The organism is Paraburkholderia sp. J67, assembly GCF_905220265.1.
GTDB lineage: Bacteria > Pseudomonadota > Gammaproteobacteria > Burkholderiales > Burkholderiaceae > Paraburkholderia.
Map to the genome: position 1 here is coordinate 19674 of NZ_CAJMZK010000031.1, position 21585 is coordinate 41258.

General features: G+C 62.6%; 11 protein-coding genes. 2 read left to right on the plus strand and 9 right to left on the minus strand.

Annotated features, from left to right (window positions below):
• Positions 1 to 82: 82 nt before the first annotated feature.
• The 3 genes from U5782_RS34785 to U5782_RS34795 are packed head-to-tail and all read right to left on the minus strand — an operon-like array spanning position 83 to position 4558.
• Complete coding sequence (locus U5782_RS34785) at positions 83 to 1336, minus strand: ABC transporter substrate-binding protein (RefSeq protein WP_322048383.1); 1254 nt, start codon at positions 1334 to 1336, stop codon at positions 83 to 85.
• A 35-nt stretch (positions 1337 to 1371) separates the two neighbouring features.
• Positions 1372 to 3357: a beta-galactosidase gene (locus tag U5782_RS34790; RefSeq protein ID WP_322048446.1), complete on the minus strand. Its 1986-nt coding sequence runs from the start codon at positions 3355 to 3357 to the stop codon at positions 1372 to 1374.
• Between the two features lie 22 nt (positions 3358 to 3379).
• On the minus strand, positions 3380 to 4558 hold the full coding sequence (locus tag U5782_RS34795) for a sn-glycerol-3-phosphate ABC transporter ATP-binding protein UgpC (RefSeq protein WP_322048384.1): 1179 nt from the start codon (positions 4556 to 4558) through the stop codon (positions 3380 to 3382).
• A gap of 246 nt (positions 4559 to 4804) precedes the next feature.
• On the opposite strand from U5782_RS34795, the gene U5782_RS34800 reads away from it, so the two are divergent.
• On the plus strand, positions 4805 to 5857 hold the full coding sequence (locus tag U5782_RS34800) for a LacI family DNA-binding transcriptional regulator (RefSeq protein ID WP_322048385.1): 1053 nt from the start codon (positions 4805 to 4807) through the stop codon (positions 5855 to 5857).
• Between the two features lie 15 nt (positions 5858 to 5872).
• Here the strand turns inward: U5782_RS34800 and U5782_RS34805 are convergent, their stop codons facing one another.
• Positions 5873 to 6610 carry a TetR/AcrR family transcriptional regulator gene (locus U5782_RS34805; RefSeq protein ID WP_322048386.1) on the minus strand — a complete coding sequence of 246 codons (738 nt, stop codon included), beginning with the start codon at positions 6608 to 6610 and terminating at the stop codon, positions 5873 to 5875.
• A gap of 64 nt (positions 6611 to 6674) precedes the next feature.
• On the opposite strand from U5782_RS34805, the gene shc reads away from it, so the two are divergent.
• Positions 6675 to 8684 (plus strand): squalene--hopene cyclase, encoded by a 2010-nt coding sequence (shc, locus tag U5782_RS34810; protein ID WP_322048387.1) that lies wholly within the window; start codon positions 6675 to 6677, stop codon positions 8682 to 8684.
• 81 nt (positions 8685 to 8765) lie between these two features.
• On the opposite strand, the gene U5782_RS34815 is transcribed toward shc, so the two are convergent.
• The 5 genes from U5782_RS34815 to U5782_RS34835 form a co-directional block, all read right to left on the minus strand.
• Entirely contained in the window at positions 8766 to 10493 is a 1728-nt protein-coding gene (locus U5782_RS34815; protein WP_322048388.1) for a ShlB/FhaC/HecB family hemolysin secretion/activation protein, read from the minus strand.
• A 12-nt stretch (positions 10494 to 10505) separates the two neighbouring features.
• Entirely contained in the window at positions 10506 to 10745 is a 240-nt protein-coding gene (locus tag U5782_RS34820) for a hypothetical protein (RefSeq protein WP_322048389.1), read from the minus strand.
• A 232-nt stretch (positions 10746 to 10977) separates the two neighbouring features.
• The gene (locus tag U5782_RS34825) at positions 10978 to 11697 is read right to left on the minus strand and encodes a hypothetical protein (protein ID WP_322048390.1); all 720 of its coding nucleotides are present in this window, start codon (positions 11695 to 11697) and stop codon (positions 10978 to 10980) included.
• A gap of 235 nt (positions 11698 to 11932) precedes the next feature.
• On the minus strand, positions 11933 to 12391 hold the full coding sequence (locus tag U5782_RS34830; RefSeq protein WP_322048391.1) for a hypothetical protein: 459 nt from the start codon (positions 12389 to 12391) through the stop codon (positions 11933 to 11935).
• Entirely contained in the window at positions 12378 to 21434 is a 9057-nt protein-coding gene (locus tag U5782_RS34835) for a hemagglutinin repeat-containing protein (RefSeq protein ID WP_322048392.1), read from the minus strand. Before U5782_RS34835 ends, U5782_RS34830 begins: the two co-directional genes overlap by 14 nt.
• Positions 21435 to 21585 lie beyond the last annotated feature (151 nt).

The following is a 21585-nucleotide window of genomic DNA, read 5'->3' on the forward strand; positions in this document are numbered from 1 at the left end:
TCCGCACGGCGGCGCGCGGTGTTGCGTGGGTGATGCGTGATTGTTGCGTGCCGCGCCGCCTGTGCGTGGTGACTTCCAGCCCTTACTTCTTGTAGATGCGCTTACGCGTTTCTTCGAGCTGCGCGAGGATCGAATCGATCTTGGTCGGGTCGGCGATGAACTGCTGCATGCCCTTCATGCCTTCGTCGGCCATTTCCTTGGTCATGTCGCGATCATAGAACTGCGCGATGCCGCCCTTGGTATTGGCGAGAATCTGGAAGCCGATCTTCGAAATCGCATCTTCCGGTTCCGGCGACTTGCTGTTGGCGGACAGCGAGCCCAGACCCTTGGCGAGTTGCGCGCCCACGTCCGGCGTTTCCGCGAAGGCAAGGAACGCGTGCGCGTCGGCCTTGTTCTTCGCCTTCGACGGAATATGCAGCGATTCGACCGGTCCATCCTCGGCGGTCGGCACGTTCGAGTCGATGATCGGGAACTGGAAGTAGCCCATCTGCTGCTTCACCGTCGGGCTGAAGCCGCCCGTGATGAAGGTGCCCATCAGCATCATCGCGGCCTTGCCCTGGAACAGGAAGGGCTGCGCGGCGTCCAGATCGTAGGACAGCGAATTGTCGATGAAGTAGCCCGCGTCGATCAACTGCTTCCAGGTGGTGTACACCTTCTTCACGCGCGGGTCCGTATAGGGTACGTCGCCGGCCATCAACTGCTGGTGGAACTTGTTGCCGTTCAGGCGCAGGTCGAGATAGTCGAACCAGCCTGCGAGCGTCCACGCGTCGCGACCGCCCACGGCGATCGGCGCGATACCGGCGGCCTTGAGCTTCTTGCAGTCGTCGAGAAACTCGTTCCAGGTTTTCGGTTCGCTGGCGATACCCACTTTCTGGAACAGGTCCTTGCGATAGAACATGCCCCACGAGTAATAGACCGTGGGCGCAGCGTACTGCTTGCCCTTGTACGACGAAGCTTCCTTCGTCGAGGCATACATGTTGTCCCAGTTGTTCTTCTGCCAGTCGCCGGACAGGTCTTCGAACAGGCCGCGCTGCGCGTAATAGGCCATGCGCTCGCCGTTGTGCCAGTTCACGATATCGGGCGGCGCGGTCGTGAGCCAGTTCGGCAACTGCACCTTGTAGGCCTCTTCATCGACGAACGAGACTTTCACGTCCGTGCCCGGATGGGTCTTCTTGAACTCGTCGATCACCTGCGTCCATACGGCGCGCTGGCTCGCACCCTTGAACGCGATGTTGATTTCGAGCGTACCGGCCTGCGCCGATGTTGCGAGCGTGCCGGTGAGCGTGGCGGCCGCGAGCGCGATGGCGGCGAGGACGGTGCGGGGTTTCGTTGTCATGCCTGTCTCCTGTGTTTTACGTCGTTTTTACGTCGTTATCCGTGCTGCGTGCGGTAAGCGGCGACGCCTTGCGCTTCGATCTCGCGCTGGCCGATCACAAAAGCCGAGTCGGGAACGCTGGCGGCGATGCGATGGCTACCGGGGCCGTAATTGAACACCCAGGTCAGGCCGCCGCGGCGGCTCACGCGCAGCGCGTCGCCAAGCGGCGTGGGCTCGAGCCCCGCGGCGCGCGCGACCTGCGCGAACAATGCGGCAGTCGTGGCATCGTCGAACAGGCTCGCGAGGTAATGGACGTTGCCATGCGTGAGCCAGGCGGGATGGCCGTCACCAAAGCGGGCGCGTACATCGGTTGCGCCCGCATCGATCTCGACCAGGTCGCGCCAGTGGCGAGCATGGCCTTCGGGTTGTGCATCAGCGGCGAACGCCACCGGTTCGGTCACGTTGGGCCGCAGCGACTCCACGCGCCACACGCGCAAGGGCAATAGCGCCGCGAGCGGGCCCGGCGGGAGATTCGCGGGAATCTGCAGGTCGACGGTCTTGGAGCCGGTGCGCGGCCCGAGAATGACTTGCGCGCCCGATTGCGCGAGACGTTGCGCGAAATCGTCGGGCACGACGGGCAGCGGCGGCACTACGATCAGCTGATAGCCATCGAGCGGTGCGTTCACCGGCACGATATCGACATCGAAACCCAGCGAGCGCAGCGCCGAATAATATTCGACGGCAAAGCGCGGATAGTGGAAGTCCGCGCCTTGCGGATGCACTTCGAAGAGCCACTTCGCTTCGTAGTCGAACACCAGCGCAACGCGTGTTTCGACGCGCGCGGTAGCATCGGTTTGACTGTCGCCCAGCACCGTGCGAATTTCCTCCGCCACACGCGCGGCTTCCGTACCGCCAATATCGAGTCGGTTGTCGGGCGTATTGAGGCCCGCGTGCATCTGCTCCTGCGCGAACGGCGCCTGACGCCAGCGGAAGTACGAGACACAGCCCGCGCCGTGCGCGAACGCTTCCCAACTCCAGAGCCGCACCATGCCGGGCAGCGGCGCGGGATTCCATTGCGCCCAGTTCACGGGCCCGGGCTGCTGCTCCATCACCCAGAACGGCAGCTTCGACATCCCGCGATAAACATCGTGATTGAACGAGGCGAAGTCCGGATGGCCCGTGCGCAGATAGCGTGCCTTGACGTCCGGCGCGTACCACTGTTCTTCGAGCGCGCCGAGCGGGTAGCTGTCCCACGTCGCCACGTCGAGATCGGCGGCCACCTTATAGTGGTCGAACTCCGTGAACAACTGCATGAAGTTGTGCGCGATGGGACGACCCGGCGAATGCGCGCGGATGATCTCGACCTGCATGAGGTTGTAGCGCCGCACTTCGTCCGAGGCGAAGCGGCGGTAATCGAGACGATGCGAAGGATGCGCTTCCGTGACCGTGCCGATGGGGGCGTCGATTTCGTCGAAGCTGCGATATTCCATGCTCCAGAACACTGTGCCCCAGGCGGCGTTCAGCGCGCCGATGCTGCCATAGCGTGCGGCGAGCCAGGCGCGAAAGCGTTGCACGGCGGCTTCCGAATAACTCACGACCGTGTTGTGACAGCCGTATTCGTTATCGGTCTGCCAGTACGCAACGGCGGGGTGCTGGCCGTAACGGCTCGCGACCGCTTCGCAGATGCGTTGCGATGCCTCGTACCAGGCGGGCGAGGAGAAGTCGTAGTGACGCCGCGAGCCGAATGCGCGCGCACGGCCATCGGCGCCCACGGGCAGAATCTCGGGATGACGATCGATGAGCCACTTGGGCGGCGTCGCCGTGGGCGTGCACATCACCACCTTGAGACCGGCTTCGCCGAGCGTGTCGATGGCGCGATCGAGCCAACTCCAATCGTATTCGCCGGGCGAGGGCTCGATGCGGCTCCAGGCGAATTCGCCAATCCGCACCTGTTCGATGCCGAGCGCCTTCATGCGCGCGGCGTCGTCTTTCCACATCGACTCCTGCCAGTGCTCGGGGTAGTAGCAAACTCCAAGGCGCATGCCTGTGTCCTCGTTCATGGGGTTACGCGCGTTGCGCGGCGGATTCAAGGGGTTGCACCGAGAGCGGCGCGAGTGCGAAACCATCCTGCGCGAACAGATGGCACACGGCGGCGTTCGCGCGGAACTGTGCCGTGTCGCCGGGTGCGAGCAACGCGTCGCCGGGCGCCTTGGCGATCAGCGTCGTGCCGCCGGGCTGGTCGAGATGCACATAGCTGTGCTCGCCGAGCGCTTCCACGAGCGTGACCTTGCGCGAGAGCGTGAGCGTTTCGCCGGGGCGGGACGACGTGCTGTCAGGCGCGACTAGTTCCAGATGCTCGGGCCGCACGCCAAACGTCACGGGTGTGCCCGCCGTGAGCACACCTGCCAGCAAGGGCAGGCGCAAGGTTTCGCCGCTGCCGTCGAGCGTGACGCTCACGCCTTGCGCATCGGCGGCAGTCACGGTCGCGGGCAGGAAATTCATGCGTGGCGAGCCGATAAAACCCGCCACGAAGCGGCTCGCGGGCCGGTGGTAGAGTTCGAGCGGCGCGCCCACTTGCGCGATGCTGCCATATCGTTCGGTATCCTGACCGCTGTGCAGCAGGACGATTTTGTCGGCCAGCGTCATCGCCTCGATCTGGTCGTGCGTCACGTAGACCACGCTCGCGTCGGCGAACTGCTTGTGCAGACGCGCGATCTCGATGCGCGTCTGGCCGCGCAGCGTGGCATCGAGATTGGAGAGCGGTTCGTCGAACAGGAACACGCCAGGCTCGCGCACGATCGCGCGGCCAATCGCCACGCGCTGACGCTGGCCGCCCGAGAGCGCCTTGGGATGGCGTTCAAGCAGCGCTTCGAGTTGAAGAATACGGGCGGCTTCGCGCACCTTGCGGTCGATTTCGGCCTTTGGCGTTTTGGCGAGCTTCAGGCCGAAGGCCATGTTCTCGTACACCGTCATGTGCGGAAACAGCGCGTAACTCTGGAACACCATCGCCACGCCGCGCTGCGCGGCGGGCACGTCGTTCACCAGCTTGCCGCCGATCGATACGTCGCCGTCGCTCACATCTTCGAGGCCCGCAATCATGCGCAAAAGCGTGGATTTGCCGCAGCCCGACGGCCCGAGAAATACGCAGAACTCGTTCTTGCCGATCTCCAGATCGACATTGCGTATCACCGGCGCATTGTCGCCGTAGGCCTTCTGGACACCTCGCAAGGAAATGCTCGCCATTCGTCCCGTCTCCGTGTTCTAATCGGCTCGAAACGGAGATTAAGCGCTTAATCAGGTGGCCGAAAAAATACGATCGTGGGCGCGATCGCGGGCTGCCAGAAGCGTTGTCTCCGATGTCGTTCGATTGATGGCGTCGCCTCGTGGGTGTCGAGCGCAACGCTGGAATGCGAGGCCAATGGTGCCGCCGCCTGGGTCAATCAGGCAAATGTTGAAACGCATTCCCAAATAATGAGATGACGAGACACGATGCCCACGCCCACCCTTGCCGAAGTTGCCCGCCATGCCGGGGTCACGCCCGCGACCGTCTCGAACGTGCTGCGCAATCGCGGCCGTGTGGGCGCGGCGACGCGCCAGCGCGTGCTGGACGCGATCGCGGCTCTCGGCTATCGCCCGCATTTGCCGGCGCGCGCGCTGGCCGAAGGTCGCGCGCCCACCATCGCGCTGATGGTGTCGAGCATCGCCAATCCGTTCTATCCCGAGTTCGCGCTCGCGGTGGAAAACGCGCTGCGCAGCAGCGGTCAGTTCCTTATCATCTGCAATACCGACGGCGATCCGCAAACGGGCCGCGCGTACCTCGAACAGATCGCGGGCACGCTCTCCGCAGGCGTGCTCGTGATGAACGCGAATCTGGACTTCGACGATCTTATGCTCACCGAACTACGTGGCGCGCCTGTCGTGCTTTGCATGTGGGAGAGGCCGCTGGAACCGCCTGGCTTGCCGTGCGTGGCGGTGGATTTTCGGCTGGCGGGCGAGTTGGCCGCGCGGCATCTGATCGAACTGGGACATCGACGCATTGGCGCGATCGTGGGCAGCAAGGCCTACGGCATTCACGCGGCGCGTTATGAGGGCTTCGTGGCGGCGATGGAGGCGGCGGGGCTGGATGCGCAAGCCGCGCCCGTGATTCATGCGCTCGATACGACGCAAGGCGGCTACGCGGCGGCGCGCGAACTGCTCACGCGTCACCCCGATCTCACGGCGCTTTTCACGACCAACGATCTGCCGGCGCTGGGCGCGATGCAGGCCGCCGCCGACCTCGGCTTCGAGGTGCCGCGCAGGCTCTCGGTGGTCGGTATCACGGATATTCAACTGGCGAGCGAATCGCGGCCCGCATTGACCACAGTGGCGGTGCCGACGGTCGAAGCGGCGGAACTGGGCGTGGCATTGCTGCGGGAATTGATCGCCGATGCGGCGAAAGCAGCGGGGCGGGACGGGGCTCAAGGCGCGCGCGAGGCGAAAGTGTGCGTCACCACTGCGCCGCATCTGGTTGTGCGCGCATCGACCGCACGGGTTGGCGGTTGATACGGCAGTGACGTTTCAGGCTGCGTTGAGCGTCATCTGCTCGATCTGCCGCACGACTTCCTCGCGCATCTCAGGCGACATGTCCTGATAGCCGAGCAGATCGGAAATCCACAGGCCATCCGCCGCGAGGCGGCAGATCATGAGGCGCGCGGCCTGGTCGAGCGGCAGCGGGTCGGGGCGCGTCCACTTGCGCATGGGCGCGGCGTAGCGCTCGCGAATCTCCGGGTCGGTCATCATCGCCGCCACCAGCACGCGCAGCACGTTGGTGCTCGCGGCCGGGCTCATCTCGTCGATGCTCGAATGCAGATAGGCGCGCGCCCGCGCGCCCTGGGCGTTGTCGTGGTCCGCCGCGAGGCGTGCTTCCATCTGGTGCTCGAAGCGTTCGAGCGTCTGCCCAAACAGAGCGTCAAGGAGTCCTTGCTTGTTGGCGAAGTGATACTGCAACGCGCCCTTGGTCACTCCCGCGCGCTCGGCCACCGCGTCGAGCGTGACGGCGGGTACGCCGTGGTCGGTGGCGATCTCGGACGCCGCTTGCAACAGTTGCGCGCGCACCTGCACGGGCGCCTTTTTGCGGCGCGTACCCGATGCGGGAGCAGGGGATGCCGCCCCGATTTCCGGCGCGCTGGCGCGGGTGCGCGCGGCCGGTCGTTGGACCGCATCCGGTGCGTGCACGGTGCTCGTCGCGCGCAGTTGCGGCGTAGCCTCGGCGTGGTCAGCCGCGTCGGCTGGGGCTTTGGCGGGAGTGTTCTTCATGACCGGATCTTACCATTGCGGGCCTCGGCGCTAAACATTCCGTACGGATGGTATTATTCGCGCCATGAAAAAATCCGACCTACCTTTCGCGGCGCTGCTCGACGCCGCCATCGTCCGGGGACGCGACGCGCTCGCGCGCCGGCAAGAGCCCGAAGGGAGCTGGTGTTTCGAGCTGGAATCCGACGCGACGATTACGGCCGAGTACATCCTCATGATGCATTTCATGGGGAAGATCGACACCGTGCGCCAGGAGAAAATGGCGCGCTACCTGCGTGCGATACAGCGCCTGCAAACGCATGGTGCGTGGGACTTGTACGTGGATGGCGCCGCCGACGTCTCGGCGAGCGTGAAGGCCTATTTCGCGCTCAAGGCCGCGGGCGACAAGGAAAACGCACCGCACATGGTGCGCGCACGGGAAGCCATCCTGAAGCTGGGCGGCGCCGCGAAGTGCAACGTGTTCACGCGCATTCTGCTGGCGACTTTCGGCCAGGTGCCGTGGCGCGCCACGCCGTTCATGCCGATCGAGTTCGTGCTGTTCCCGAAGTGGGTGCCGATCTCGATGTACAAGGTCGCGTACTGGGCGCGCACGACGATGGTGCCGCTGCTCGTGCTGTGCTCGCTCAAGGCGCGCGCGCGCAACCCGCATAACGTGTCGATCGCCGAGCTGTTCGCGACGCCGCCCGAGCAGGAGCGCGAATATTTCCCGCGCGGCAAGGGCGTGCGCCGGCTGTTTCTCGGCATCGACCGTATGGTGCGTCATATCGAGCCGCTGATTCCCGGCGCGCTGCGCAAGCGCGCGATCAAGCACGCAGAGGCCTGGTGCGCCGAGCGCATGAACGGGGAAGACGGCATGGGCGGCATCTTCCCGCCCATCGTCTATAGCTACCAGATGATGGAAGTGCTTGGGTATCCTGAAGATCATCCGCTGCGCCGCGATTGCGAAAACGCGCTGGAAAAGCTGCTGGTCGAGCGGCCGGATGGCAGCGTGTATTGCCAGCCTTGCCTCTCGCCCGTGTGGGATACCGCATGGAGCCTGATGGCGCTGGAGCAGGCGCTGGCCGTGCCGGATGCCGAAGCGCCTGAAGCGGGCGAAGCGCATATTCCGCGCGCCGAACTGGAAAAGCAGGTCACGCTCGCCTACGACTGGCTCGCAGAGCGTCAGGTGGACGACATCAGGGGCGACTGGATCGAGAACGTCAAGCCGGACGTGCCGGCGGGCGGCTGGGCCTTCCAGTATGAGAACCCGTACTATCCGGACATCGACGACAGCGCTGTCGTGGTGGCGATGCTGCATCGTCGCGGCCGCCTGCAAAAGCAGATCACCGGCTCGGACCCGTATGCCGCGCGCGTGACGCTGGCGCTCGACTGGATGCGCGGGCTGCAATCGCGCAACGGCGGTTTTGCTGCGTTCGATGCGGATTGCGATCGTCTCTATCTGAATGCGATTCCGTTCGCCGATCACGGCGCGTTGCTCGATCCGCCGACGGAAGATGTCTCGGGCCGCGTGCTGCTGTGCTTCGGCGTGACCGGGCGCGAAGAGGACAAGGCGTCGCTCGCGCGTTGCATCGACTACATCAAGACGACGCAGCGCCCCGATGGCAGCTGGTGGGGGCGTTGGGGCACCAACTACATCTACGGTACGTGGAGCGTTTTGGCCGGTCTCGCGCTGGCTGGCGAAGATCCGTCGCAGCCGTATATCGCTCGCGCGCTGGCGTGGCTGCGTTCGCGTCAGCATGCGGATGGCGGCTGGGGCGAGACCAACGATAGCTATATCGATCCGAAGCTCGCGGGTACGAACGGCGGCGAGAGTGTGTCGAACTTCACGGCGTGGGCGCTGCTTGCGCAGATGGCGTTTGGCGATTTCGAGTCGGAGTCGGTGCAGCGCGGGATTGCGTATCTGCTTTCGGTGCAGGACAGCGAGGGCTTCTGGTGGCACCGCTCGCATAATGCGCCGGGTTTCCCGCGTATTTACTACCTCAAGTATCACGGGTATACCGCGTATTTCCCGCTTTGGGCACTGTCGCGTTATCGTCGGCTGGTGAGTGCCGGGCAGACGAAGGCGCTGGCTGCTTGAGCGTCGTGTGATAGAAACGCCACCTTTCGAGGTGGCGTTTCTTATTCTGCGTCGCGCTTATGTTTCGCATGGGCCGGACGGCTAGAACGCCGCCGTCAGCTGGAACCCGACCGTCCATCGCGCGGTCGGGAATCCCTCTGGTTTATAGATCGGCGTGCCCGCGAAAAGGTCATAGGACAGGCCGATATACTTCGCCGGCAAGCCGCCGCGAATGCCAATCACCGCGCCCGCCAGTTGGGTTCCCGCCAGTAGCTTCGTGTTCGGTCCGAACACGCGCCCATAGTCAATCCCTGCATATAACGTCTGCCCCGTCTGGAACACCGGCCATTGCAGTTCGTTGCGCCAGTAAAATCCTTTCTCTGCCGCAAGCATCGTTTCGCCGTCGAAGCCGCGCACTGTATAGCCGCTGCCGATGGTCAGATCGTCGATATAGAACAGCGTGTCGTTCGTGAACTGCCCGTGGATGGTTCCCACATACGCGAAACGCTGATTCGCAATCGCGAACGGAACCGAGAGATTCGCATCGAGTACAGCCATATGAAAGCGGTACGTTGGACCTTCAGGATACGGGTCCGCAGTCGCCGCGAATCCACCGATACCCTGGCGATAGGCGAGCGTGCCATCGAACTGCGCAGCGCCGAAGTAATGACGGTCGGTCGCGCCCAATTCAAGGAAGGTGTTGTTGCGGGCCTGCGTCGGAATGGTCGTGTCGTCGATGAAGCTGTCGCCGAAACGCTTCGACAGTTGCACGTAGCCACCGAGCACGTTGTTCTGGCTGCGCGAGATAACGCGCGCGATTCGCAGAGCCGCGGTTTGCGAGTTGTCGCTGGAAACGAAAGTCTGGTTCACGCCCGCGATGTTCTGGTAGTACGTGTTTGTATTGCCCGAGAGCGTCGCGGTCCAGTATCCCCACGGCACCGAATACGACCCGTTGAACCCGTGCGAGCCGAGCGATTTGTTGCCAAACGACAAGTCCTGATTTGCCCCGAGCGAGAGGATGTCGTTCAGGCCGAGTGGATTATTCAGGCCGAGGTTGACGTTGCCTTGCCACTTGCCCGTCGATTCCGTACCCGAGTTGTCGACCGAAGCGACGAAGGTCCAGGGCTTCGAGCGCTTGACCGTGAGGATAACGTCACTTTCTCCCGGTACGTCAGTCGGCCGGATCTCCATGTTCACGTCCTGACTGCTGACGCGCTTCATTTGCTCAAGCCCTTGCTCAAGGTCGCGAAGGTTCAGGACGTCGCCGCTACTCGTCGGGTAGGCGGTCTTCCATGTTCCCCACATGGACGGGTCCGCGAAGGCGATATTGCGCACGATACCGGGCACGAGCGCGAGCGTAAGCGTTCCGCCCGTCAGGTCTTGCGGCTGCACGAGTACGCGCGTGGTGACATAGCCACGGCTCAATATCGCCTGTTGCAAACCCTTCGTGAGTACGTCGATACCTTCCTTGCCGACGCACTGGCCTTGATAGTGGTCGAGCCATTCACGCGCGAATGCGAACGGGTCTTGCGGCAAGGCCGACGCGCCTTTCTTCTGCGTCGCAGCCGGCAGAGAATCAAGTACCTTGAGCGAGAACGTGTCGATGCGAAAGCACGGTGACTCATGCGGAATTGCGGGATACGCTTCCATCTTCGGCAGGTCGGAACGCACAACGGGCGCCGACACGGCCGCCTCACGCTGCTGCGCGTCGCGTCGTTGCTGCTGATTTTGCTCGGTTTCGATATCGCCCAGGCTTTGCGCCGGTACATTGGGCGCGAGAGTGACCAGGGCTGTGAGCGGCAGCGCCGCCAGCCTCTTTCGAATTTTCATGATGTTCCAGGGTTACAGCTCGTGTGTATTGCCGTCTTCGTCCGAGAGCGCGGCCACAGAAAATAGCGGACTCACGAACACAGCGACGCCGTCGAGCACGGCCGGATCGCATTCGGAGCCGCGTGTGAATTCGTCAATGTGCGCGGGATGCAGAATTAGCGCGACGGGCTTACGCCCGTGCTCGCGCTCGTGCTGCGTGATACTGTGCTCCACCAGCTTCCAGATGCCGCAGGACAATTGAATCTGATCCATGAGCCACAGATCTGTCACTTGTTCTTAAAGTAGGAAACCGTCGCGAAGACCCAGAAAACAACGGCTAGCAGAGTTCCTTGCTTCAGTACGAACCAAACGTCGGCCATTCCCCAAGGCCAGTGTCCACCGTAGAGCAGCGTCACGAAAAGGATGACTACAACCCGTATCAAGGCGACGCCAGCTATCGCTATCAAAAACAACTTTAGGTACGTCGCAAGAAGCTTGAGCATGGTCATTTGATGAGCTTTGACTTGACGTTGTTAATTACCGCAGTGCCGGTTTCCGATCCAATTGCACCGCCAAAGCCAGATCCGATAACAGGCAAATTATTCGGTGAGAACAGGTTTGTGCCGGCCTGCCCGGACCAAACGCCCGTACCGGCCCAGCTATAACCACTAGCGGCTTGCTGCCCGATTTTGCTGATTACGGACTGTGCGGCCAGACCTACACCATATCCGATTCCAGCAGCCATCCCGTTGACCAATGAACCGGTCACTACGCTGTCCTGCTTCCCATACACCTTATTGTTGGTATATGTGTCCGCAGCGCCCGTCACCAGATTGACCATGACGTTCCCGAAAGCCTGGTAGTAGGTTCCAGCCCACCCGGAGGCAGCCGCGTATCCGACGTCGATGGGATTGATTGATCCGTTCTGAACGTACTGCGATGTAGCGTTCACACCGGCAGTTATTGCGCCTATTCCCGCACGCGATGCCAGAGTAGACGAACCCAGTAGGCCGTCTGCACCGAAGATCGGCGCGCCAGGTATCGACGCAAGACCAGCAGCGATTTCGGGAGCGAGCCCCGCGGTCGCAAGACCGGCCGCAATCGCGAGACCTGCCTTCGGATTCGCTATCGCACCAGGTAGAGCCTTTTGTTCGGGCGAAAGCGAATGATCGGCATTCCCGTAAAGGAACGGGCTGTTGTACTCGGCCGATGTCGCGCGGAACATATCGCCCGCGTTCTGGCTGATGAACTGGACGGCTGTCGTGTTGCCCCCGGTCCCTTGCTTGCCGCCGCGTCGACAATGCGGTAGCCATTGGCGAGAAGCATCTGCTGCGCCTGGTCGGCCGTGATGCTCTGGCTGGTCTGGTCCTTGTAGAACTGCGCGAACTTGCCCGTGTTGTCCTTGGCCCATTGGCGCTCGTGAGGGTGGAGTTGCCGGTTGTAGCGATCTTGCACATAGGTTAACGACATTCCTTCGCCGTCCTTGCATCGTAGATCATTGAAAATGCATAGACATCTCGCGGTAATCCGCGAGAGCTATCCTTCTCTGGGAAAGTATTGATTTTTGCAAGCATATGGTTCTTGCAAAGGGTGATGACATTTCCATCATTCGATCTTTGCACCCATCCTCGCTTCGTTAGCTCAAGTTGATAAGCCTTAGCCATCTCAGGATTCCATGAGTGAGCGGTAATATCTTTAATCAACAACGAGCCACCAATCTTTGCGTTGGAGTAGGTAGAGTCGACGACGCCACCCGTTTTCAAAGCAGCGTCCATGTCTCGGGTCATCGTCGCCAAGTGTTCCTCAGACTCCACTTTTGACGGATTATTCAGCATTGCAATCACTCCGATGCTCAGTCCAAAAATCATTACGATTACCCAGGCAATGGCTTTCCATGATCGCTCTTTAGTGTTTCGCATTTGAATTTCCTATCCATGGAATAGTGAACAAAGGGAGACTGTAACCTCCTGAGCCGTTACCACTAGGATTTGCTTGCTTCGTTACCCCACCGATGCCGATTCCCACCTCGACCGCTGTCCGCCCCCCAACTGAATGATTCAGTCCACCGCAAACACCATACAGGCATCCATTTCCGCCAACTGATTGTCCAACGAGTAGCTTGTCCGTCTCCTCAGCCTTGTTCGTTGTACTCATGCCAACGTTATCCGGGATCATGCCAAACACGATGCCAACGCCTTTCTCACGAGAAGCTGAGATAGAACCACCCGCGTAGACGTTCCCGTTATACAGATTGACCGTAACGCTCCCGCCTAACCCTGCCCCAGCTTGCAAAGTCACATAATCGACCGATCCCGGCCGTTGTGCTGCCATGGCAGCAAGTGACGATTTCCGGTCAGTCTGTGTGTTATCTGTGCTGTATTGGAACAAGCTGCTGCCAGGTGTTTGTCTCACCATGCCGCCATAGCCAGCCGTCGAGAATGAAGACCCGCTGTAATTCTTCAGTTGTGTCTGTTCGGCTGTATAGGTTGCACCTTCCTGTTCCAGCGCGGAATACTTCGCATAGTCGGCCGTACCCGGCGCAAATTCTGCCGCACAGTGAATAAGTGCGCATCCTGCCGCCTCAAGACGATGTTCCTTGTCGGCGTCCCCGTTGGCCAGGTTTTTGATCGCCTGCTTTTCGTCAGGGTGGAGTTGCCGGTTATAGCGGTCCACGTCCGAACTGGAGAACGCACCCGCGCCGCCGGCAGCCGCACCCGCGCCCGTCGCGATGACGTTCGCGACGATGTTTCCGAGCGCCTGGTTAATGTCTGCGTTGCCGGTCGGGTTCGACGCGGCAATCGAATTACTCAGTCCGTTGAGCGTGCCGGCCATCTTCGAGCCGATAGCCCCGCCGGCCGCACCTTCGACAGCACTCGCCAAGCCACCGCCAAGGCCCGCGACGACTGCCGCGCCCGCCGCCTGCATCGCGGCGCGCTTGTTTCCGCCTTCCGCCCACTCAGGATCGCCTGTTGCCTTCTCCTTTGCATTCGCGTAGTCGCCGATACGCTGCGCAACGGCCTGGCCCGCTGCCTGTGCCGCGTTCATCCGGTCGGCCTGCTGGTTCAGGAGGGCATTAACATCCGGCGTGTTCGCGACCTTGCCGTTCGTGTCCGTCGTGTCACGGATCAGACCTGCAATGTCCTGTATCTGGTGGGTCGTATCCGTGACCGTAATCGTGCCCGCGCTGACCGCGGTGCGCGTCGTTGCGCTCTGGTCGCCGCTTTCGTTCTGCGGAAGCATCGGCGAAATGCCGCCGCCATTGCTGACCGAACCAGGGCCGACCGACTTGCCCGTATTCGCGACACCCACGCCCGCGCTGATGCCGTTGCTGTTCGCGTCGTAGTGCGACTGGTTCTGGATGTCGCTGTAGGTAAGCGTCCCGGTCGTCAGGCTGTTCTTCGACGCGTTGGCCGTGCTGGAAATCACCGCGCCGGTCAGGCCCGTGTTGCCCTTGACGTTGACGTTGAATCCGCCGTCGCCCGCGTAAATTCCGGCCTGTTCGTTCACGCCCGCATAGTTCGAATCCGCATGGCCATTCTGCGCACTAAAGCTCGCGCTGCCGCCGCCCTGGCTGATCGTGAAGCCGCCGCCCGCGCTGCTCTGATGCGCGGCGCTGTTCGTCACGTCCTGCACGCTTGCGATGTTCAGGTTGCCGCCCACGTCAGCCGCAATCTGCTTGCCGCTGATCTGCGATCCGGTGATGTTCGTATCGCCGCCCGAAATGACCGTGACGCTGTTCGCACCCGTGACATGTGACGCGTTCTGGATCGACGCGTCGCTGTTCGCGTCGCCGTGTGCATTCGCCATCGCCGCCGAGACGCCAAAGCCGCCGCCAAGCGTGTATTGAACGCCAACGCTCGCGCTGCTGGAACTGTTCGAACTGCGCGTCGAATCGGTATCCGTCGTGTTGATGACGTTGACCTTGTCCTTGGCGGCAAGCAGGACATCATTTGCGTTCACGTTCGAGCCGGCGATGGTCAGGTCGCCATTCGTTGCGGCAAACGCTGCCGTACCGCCTGCCGTGACGCTCGAACCGCGCTGTGTCGCCTGATCCTCCGACGACTGGCTTTCGCTCTTGCTTGAACCGATGCTGACCTTGACGCCGATGTCAGGCTTGCCGCCACCGGCCGCGGCCATCGCGCCACCCGTTGCTGTAAAGGCGTCGCTTGCGGCCGCAATGCCATGCAGCGCCGCCGCGCGGCTGTCGCCATTACCCGAAGAGTTCTTCGCAGCCTGAGACTCCGAATACGCGTTGTTGATCGCGTCGCCCACCGAGCCCGCCAATCCAATCGTCAGGCCGCTGCTGCTCTGCTTTTGCGTCTGCGCCTGATTAGCGGTATCGGTCGCTGCATCAATGATGACGTTCGCCGCTGTACCCGCGAGGTTCCCGCCCGCGACAAGATCGCTGCCCGTGACGTGCAGGGTGTTGCCCGCCTGAATCGAGAGGTCGCCGTTGATCGAGCCGACCGTACTTGCATTGTTCGTGACGCTTGATTCCTGGTCGGTCGTCGCGAGCTTGTTCGTGCCGACCGTGACGGTCAGTCCGCTCGTCCCGAGGCCCGTACTCTTCTCCTGATACGTGCCCGACGATTGCATGGTGTTCTGCGTCGTCGTGATGTTGACGTCATGCACCGCATTAAGCGCGACATCGTTCGTGCCGACAATGGTGCTGCCCGCGACGTTGATGTCCTTGCCACTTGCGATCTGCACTGCGTCAGCAGAAACCATGCTGCCCTGGGAGAGCGTCGTCGTTGTGTCACGCGAACTCTGTACTTCCTTGCCGCTCACGCCGTTGCTGTGCTGGTGCTGTTCCTGCGAGTTGTCGACATGCGTTTCCGTCGCCGCGCCGATGTTCACGTCGCCCGTTGCCGCGAGCGTCGCGGTTCCCTTGTCGAGACTGATCGCGCTGCCGGTGACGTTGATATCCTTGCCCGATGCAACGGTCAGCGAATCGCCGGAATTGAGGGTCGTCGCCGTGAGCGCATCGTTCGACAGGTGCATCGACTCCGAGTAGCTGCCGTGACTGTCGCTGCCCGAACTGTTGCTATCGACGGTCGAAGTCGCCTTTGCCGCCTGAAGCGTGACATTGCCGTTTGCCGCGACGACTCCGCCGCCACCAAGGTTGATGTTCGCGCCTGTCGCCGTCAGGTCGCCGCCCACGCCGATAGCCGACACGCCGCCGACATTTACAGAGCCGCCGGTCGTCTGTTTCAGGTCCGTATTCGATAGGCCATTCGCGCCCGCGACGACCTCGTGTTCGCCGGTCTGCACCGAGCCGATATCGTAATTGCCGCCTACGGCCATGCCGAGGTTGCCGCCGACGTTCAGGTTGCCCGCGTTCTGCTCGAAGTTGCCGCCCGTGACGATGGCTGCATTGCCTGTAACGTTCAGGCTCGCGACAGGGCCGAGTGTGGCGGTGGTGCGCGTGGCACCCGTCGCGCTGACCTGTTCAACGGTCTTCACTGCCGTGTTCAGCAGCAGGTCGCCCCCCGCGTTCAGGGCGAGACTGCCCGCGTTCACCTTCGCCGAAGTGAGGTCGATATTGCCAGTGGTGTTCAGCGACATCAGGCCGCCGCTTTGCAGCGCACCGAACGCGTTGTTGATCTGCTGCCCCTGGATCGACATCGTATTGGCCGCCTGCACCGTGCCGCTGTTGGTGAAGGTCTGCGCATTCTGGATGTCGATATCGGCTGCGGCGATCAGCGGACCGTTCATGTTCTGCTGGCTCGCCTTCGCGAGATAGACGACCGGCACGAGCACGGACTGACCATTGACCACTTCGGTCTGCATGATGATGACGTTGCTCGTGAGTTGCGCCACCTGTTCAGGCGACAGGCTCATGCCGAGCGGCAGGTTCAGCGACTGCGAGAGCGAAGCGCCGGCCGCAAGCAGGGAACGGTACATCGCCTGAAGGTCGGTGTACGGACCCAGTACCGCCTTGCCGGTCAGCGACGTAATCTGGTTGCGTACCAGTTGCTGCTCGTAGAAGCCGTCGCCGAGACGCTTTTCGGTGGTCTGCGGATTCAAGCCGAGCTGTTGCAGGTAGTAGTCGCTCGAAATGAAGGTCTTCTGGTTCGTGAAGGCCGGGTTCGTTTCGATCAGGTACGTTGCGCCCGGTGCGGTCGCCGGACTGAACAGGCCACCTTGGGGAACCGTCAGGTTTTGCATAACGGTCTGCGCCGTCGCGTTCGCGATGACCGGATTGACCATGCCCGCGCCGCCACTGACCGAAGTTGCGCCGGCCTTTGTGCCGGACGCGTTGCCGCTGACCGACGAGGCGGCCCCGGCATTCGCGTCCGCGCTGCCGCTAATCCCGCCGATGGTCACGCCGGTTAGCGCCTGACCAGGGGCGAGACCGAGCGATGGAATGCCTGCGTTACCCGCCGTGTTGTTGATGCTAATGCCCGTGCCAGAGAGCGTGCCGCCCGCGGCGAAGCTCGACTCATATTCCGGGAGTCCGAAATATTTGACGTCGGCGGACGCGATCTGGTAGCCGCCTGGATTGGAGCCGATAAACGGTACATTGCCAAACGGCAGCGTCCAGTCCGCGATGCTGTGATCGTAGTTGGTGTAGTGGTAGTAGCCTGAGTACGTGACCTGAACTTCGGGCGCGGTTTGTCCCTGCCAGCTGTTCTGGTCGAGCGAGACGGGCGCGGCGATGTTGCCGACCGCGGCGACCGCACTCCAGTAGTTCTGGAGCACGGCGACCTTCGACGCGTCGAGGTTGCCGCCCGCGATGATCTGCGCCTGCGGACTGATACCGGCAATCAGGTTCGCGAGCGCGACACCCGTGTAGGTCGTGTACTGATAGCCGCTATTCCATTGCCCGCCGTGCGGCGGCGTCGGGAACGCGCCGCCAATGGCGGTCGGGTCGCCCGAGAGCACCCAGCCAACATACGGATGGCCCGGATCGCACGCCGCCGTAACAATGGCCGTGCAGCCTTTGAGACTGATGCCAAGCTGCGCGAGCAGCGCCGGATCGACCGTTTGGTTCAGGCCGGTCGTCGTCATCGTCGTGCGCGTGTTCGTGACCTGCGCCGCGTCGAGCGTCATGTTGCCCGCCGATTCGATCAGGCCCGACTGGTTGCGGATCAGGTTCGCGCTGGTGGTGTTGCCGTTGGCATCCTTGCCGCCCGCGAGCACGACCTTGCCGAGACCGTAAATAGCGGTCGTCGCCTGTGTGTCCGTGGCCGTGGTGTCGTCGCGATTCTCGATATCGGGCGCGAGCAGTTCGAGTGTGCCGTTGCTGTCAGTCGCGCCGATCAGCGCGGTCGGGCCGACGTTGGTGATCGACTGTGTGGCGTTGAGCGAGACGCTGCCGCCGACCATCGCACCCGTGTTCTCCAGCGTGTTCGAGTGCGTCGTGAGCGTGCCGCCCGCCATCATCACGCCGCTGTTGGCGATGTCGCCCGCGTTGATGCCGAGGTTGTTCACGGCCTCCAGCGTCGCGCCGTTGCTGAATGTACCCGGCAGGGTAAAGGTGAGGTCATGACCCGCGGCGAACTGCAAATCCGGCGTCGGTGAGAAATCGCCCTGAACGCTGACCGCGACATCATTCGCCGCGCTGTATGCGCCGCCGCCCGTGAGTGCCGCCGCGTTGACGGACAGGTTATGTGTCGCGCCGATCTGCCCGTTCGTGTTCGTGAGCGTGCCGATCGTCGTGATCGCGACATCGCCGTTCGAGCCGGTCAGGCTGCCAATCTGGCCGCCGCTGTTGTCGACGGTATCGGCCTGCACCGAGACGTTCGCGCCGCTTATCTGACCACCGCGCTGACCATTCTGCGTGTTCGCGAGCACCGAGGTATCGACGACGACGTTGCCGTTGCCCGTCATCGCGCCGCCGCTGTTGGTCGTCTGGCTGCCACCGTGTACGGTCGTGTCGCCCATACCGAGGTTGCCGACGAGACCGTTCGTGTTGTCGATTGCCCCGGCCTGAATATTGAGCGTGCTCGTGCCGCCCGCGGCCCCCGTGCCGGACTGTATCTGTCCGTTCGTGTTCGTGAGCGTGCCGCCCGTCGTGAGGGATTCCGACGAGAGTGAGCGGATAGCGCCCTGTGTGTTGTTGGTGTCGCCCGCGACGTTTGCTGTGATATCGCGCTGTGCGGCAAGCACACCATTCGCATTGTTCAGGCTGGCGGTCTGCGCGACGAGCTTGCCAGCCGTGATGACCTGACCGCCCGCGTTCGAGATCGCACCCGCGCCATTGCCCGGTGCAAGGGTCAGCGTGCCTGTCCCGCCGTGGAGAATCTTGCCGTCGTCGTTGTCGAGCGCACCCGGCGCGAGTGTGAAATCGGTGCTGTTGGTCTGGAGTGTGCCGCCCGCCGAATTGTCGAACGTGCCGCTGACGTTGAAGCCCATCGTCGGCGTACCGTACTGCGTGATCGTGCCGCCGTGATTCAACATGTCGGTCGCTTTCAGGGCAAGCTGGTTCGCCTCAATGTCGCCGCTGCTGTTATCGAGCGTGCCACCGGTCGTCACCGAGAGGTTAGGCGCGACCATCGAACCGCCGTTGTTCGTCAGTGATGACGCCTGCATCGTCGCGTTCGAGGCTGCGCCGATCTGGCCGCCGTTGTTGTTCAGCGTGCCGCTCGTGATGCCAAGGTCCGTATTCGAAAGCAGCTTGCCATTCGTGTTGTTCAGTGCGCCGCCGACCGTTGCCGCGATTCCGGTCTGGCCGACGACCGAGCCCGCCGTGTTGTTGAGCGTGCCGGTCTGGATCGTCGCTGTTCCATTGGTGGCAATCTTGCCGCCGACGTTGGACACCGCACCCGCGCCGTTGCCCGCGCTGATCGTGAGCGTGCCTTTACCGGTGTGTGTAATCGTGCCGCCGTCGTTGTCCAGCGTGGCCGGCGCAAGTGTCAGGTCGGTGCTGTTGGTTTGCAGTGTGCCGCCGGACGAATTGTCGAGCGTGCCTGTCACGCCGAGCGTCGTCGCGCCGGTTCCGGTCTGCGTGATGTTGCCGGCGTGGTTGACGAGGTTCGCCGCGTGCAGCGTGAACTGGTTGGCGCTGGCCGTACCGCGGCTGTTGTCGAACGTCGCCGACGAGAGTGCGAGTGCGCCGGCCGCTGTGACCTGACCCGCGTTCGTGAGCGTCGAGCCGGCCGCGAGCGTCATGTTCGCGTTGGTCGCGAACGTGCCGCTGTTGAACAGGGTCTGTACCGCCGTCGCAATCAGGCTCTGGACTGCCGTTATGGAACCTGCATTCGCGATCTGTCCGGCCTGCAAGGTGACGTTGCCATTGCCGCCGATGCTGCCGCCCGTGCCGTTGTTGAGCAGGCCGCCTGTCGAAACCGTGAGCCCGTCAGCGTTCAGCGATACGACATGACCGCCCGTATTGTCGAGCGAGCCAGACGCGGCCGACAGCGCGCCGTTCGCCTGCATCGTGCCGCCCGAGTTGTTGACGGCACCCGCGACGTTCTCGTCAAGCGAACTACCCGAAACCATCTGCCCGCTGCGGTTCGAGAGTGCGCCCGCCGTGACGGTCTGCGCGCCTCCCGAGGACATCGTGCCGTCGTCGTTGGTGAGCGTGCCGCTCGCGCGCGCATCAAGCGTGCTGCCTGCGGTCGTCGTCGCGCCGGACAGGTTCAGGTCGCCGTTGTTCGCCGCGAGCGCGATAGCGCCGTTGGCTGACGTGATGCTCCTCGCGAGGTTGACCGTTGCGCCGCCGATGGTCGCATTGCCGCCCGCCACATTGCGGCCGTTCGCCGTGACCGTGCCCGACGCGTTCACGTTCAGGTCGCCGGAATGTGCCAGTGAGCCGTCGCCGTTCACGCCCGACGCGAGCGTACCGGTCGAATTCACCGTGCCCGCGCTGACGCCAGTACTCTGCTGCGCGGCAACCAGGCCACTGTTGGTCAGTTCGCCAGACGTGGTGATGCTGACGTTCTGCTGCGCGTAGGTCGTGCCGCTGTTGCTGATGCCATCGCGCGCGCTCGCGCTGATATTGCCGCTCGCGTTCTGCGTGCCCGCAAGCACGAGCTGGCCGTTGGACTGAAGGACGAGGTCGCCGGCATTCGCTGCCACGACGCCCTTGAGGGAAACACCGATTCCGGCCTCTGTCCCGATAAGCTGGATACGGTTGGCGTACATACCGCCGAGATTGCTCACGTCGATGGAGACGCCAGGCGCGGGGCCGTCGCCTGCAATGGGTGTCGCACTCAGCGTGTCATGGTCGATGCTGTTCGCGCCCGTGACGACGTTCAGGTTCTTGCCGGCGTAGATAGCCGCATTCGCCTGTACTGCGCGGGCAAGCAGATCAACCTGATCGACGTTTGACGCATTCAGGCCCGCGCCGCTGACCGTGATGTTGCCGCCCGTGACGTTGAAGCCCGAAATAGAGCCATCGGGCGCGTAGTTCGGTGTGCCGGCGGTCAGAATGGCGCGGCTCGTATTGATAAAGCCGCCGCCGTTGACGGAAATTCCCAACGGGTTCGCAAGAATAACTTCCGCTCGACTGCCCGCGACTTCGAGATAGCCGTTCAGTTGGGAAGCGCTCGCGTTGTTGACCTGGTTGACAATGATCTTCGCCGACTGACCCGACGCGAAGTTCGGATTGCCGTTAATCACGCCGCCTTGCTGCGTCTGGACGATGGTCGGTGAGTTGTTGAGTAGCGCGCCTTTCGACTGCACGTCGAAGCGGTTGTAGGTGTTGACCGAAACGCCCGCGCCGGAAGGCCGGTTGATGTTGACCTGGTCGAGACCATTCGGCGTCTGGATGACGTTCGGTGCGTGCGCGCCGCCCGCGACGATCTGCGCGATGGACAAGGCCGGTAGCGCGCCGAGCAGCGCGAGTGCGGCAAAAGCGATCTGACGCAGCGTGAACGATGCGGCGCGCACTGTCGAGTGTCCCATGTGCTCGTGCGTCTGTCCGGCTTGCTTGCCCGCTGCCGCGGCCGTTTCCTCGACAGCAACAAGCATTCCCCGTGTGCGACTGAATACCAGTCGATAGCGTGTCCTGTTCATCTTGTTATTTGTTTTAATAATTTCTGATGGCCCGTAATCTAGCGCCGTATTTTCATGAGCCAACCCAGCACAGCGTCAGAAACAACAGAGGAAAGAAAATCGGACTTGTCTTATCGTCAGGGCAGGTGAAAATATGTGAATCGCGTGAGCG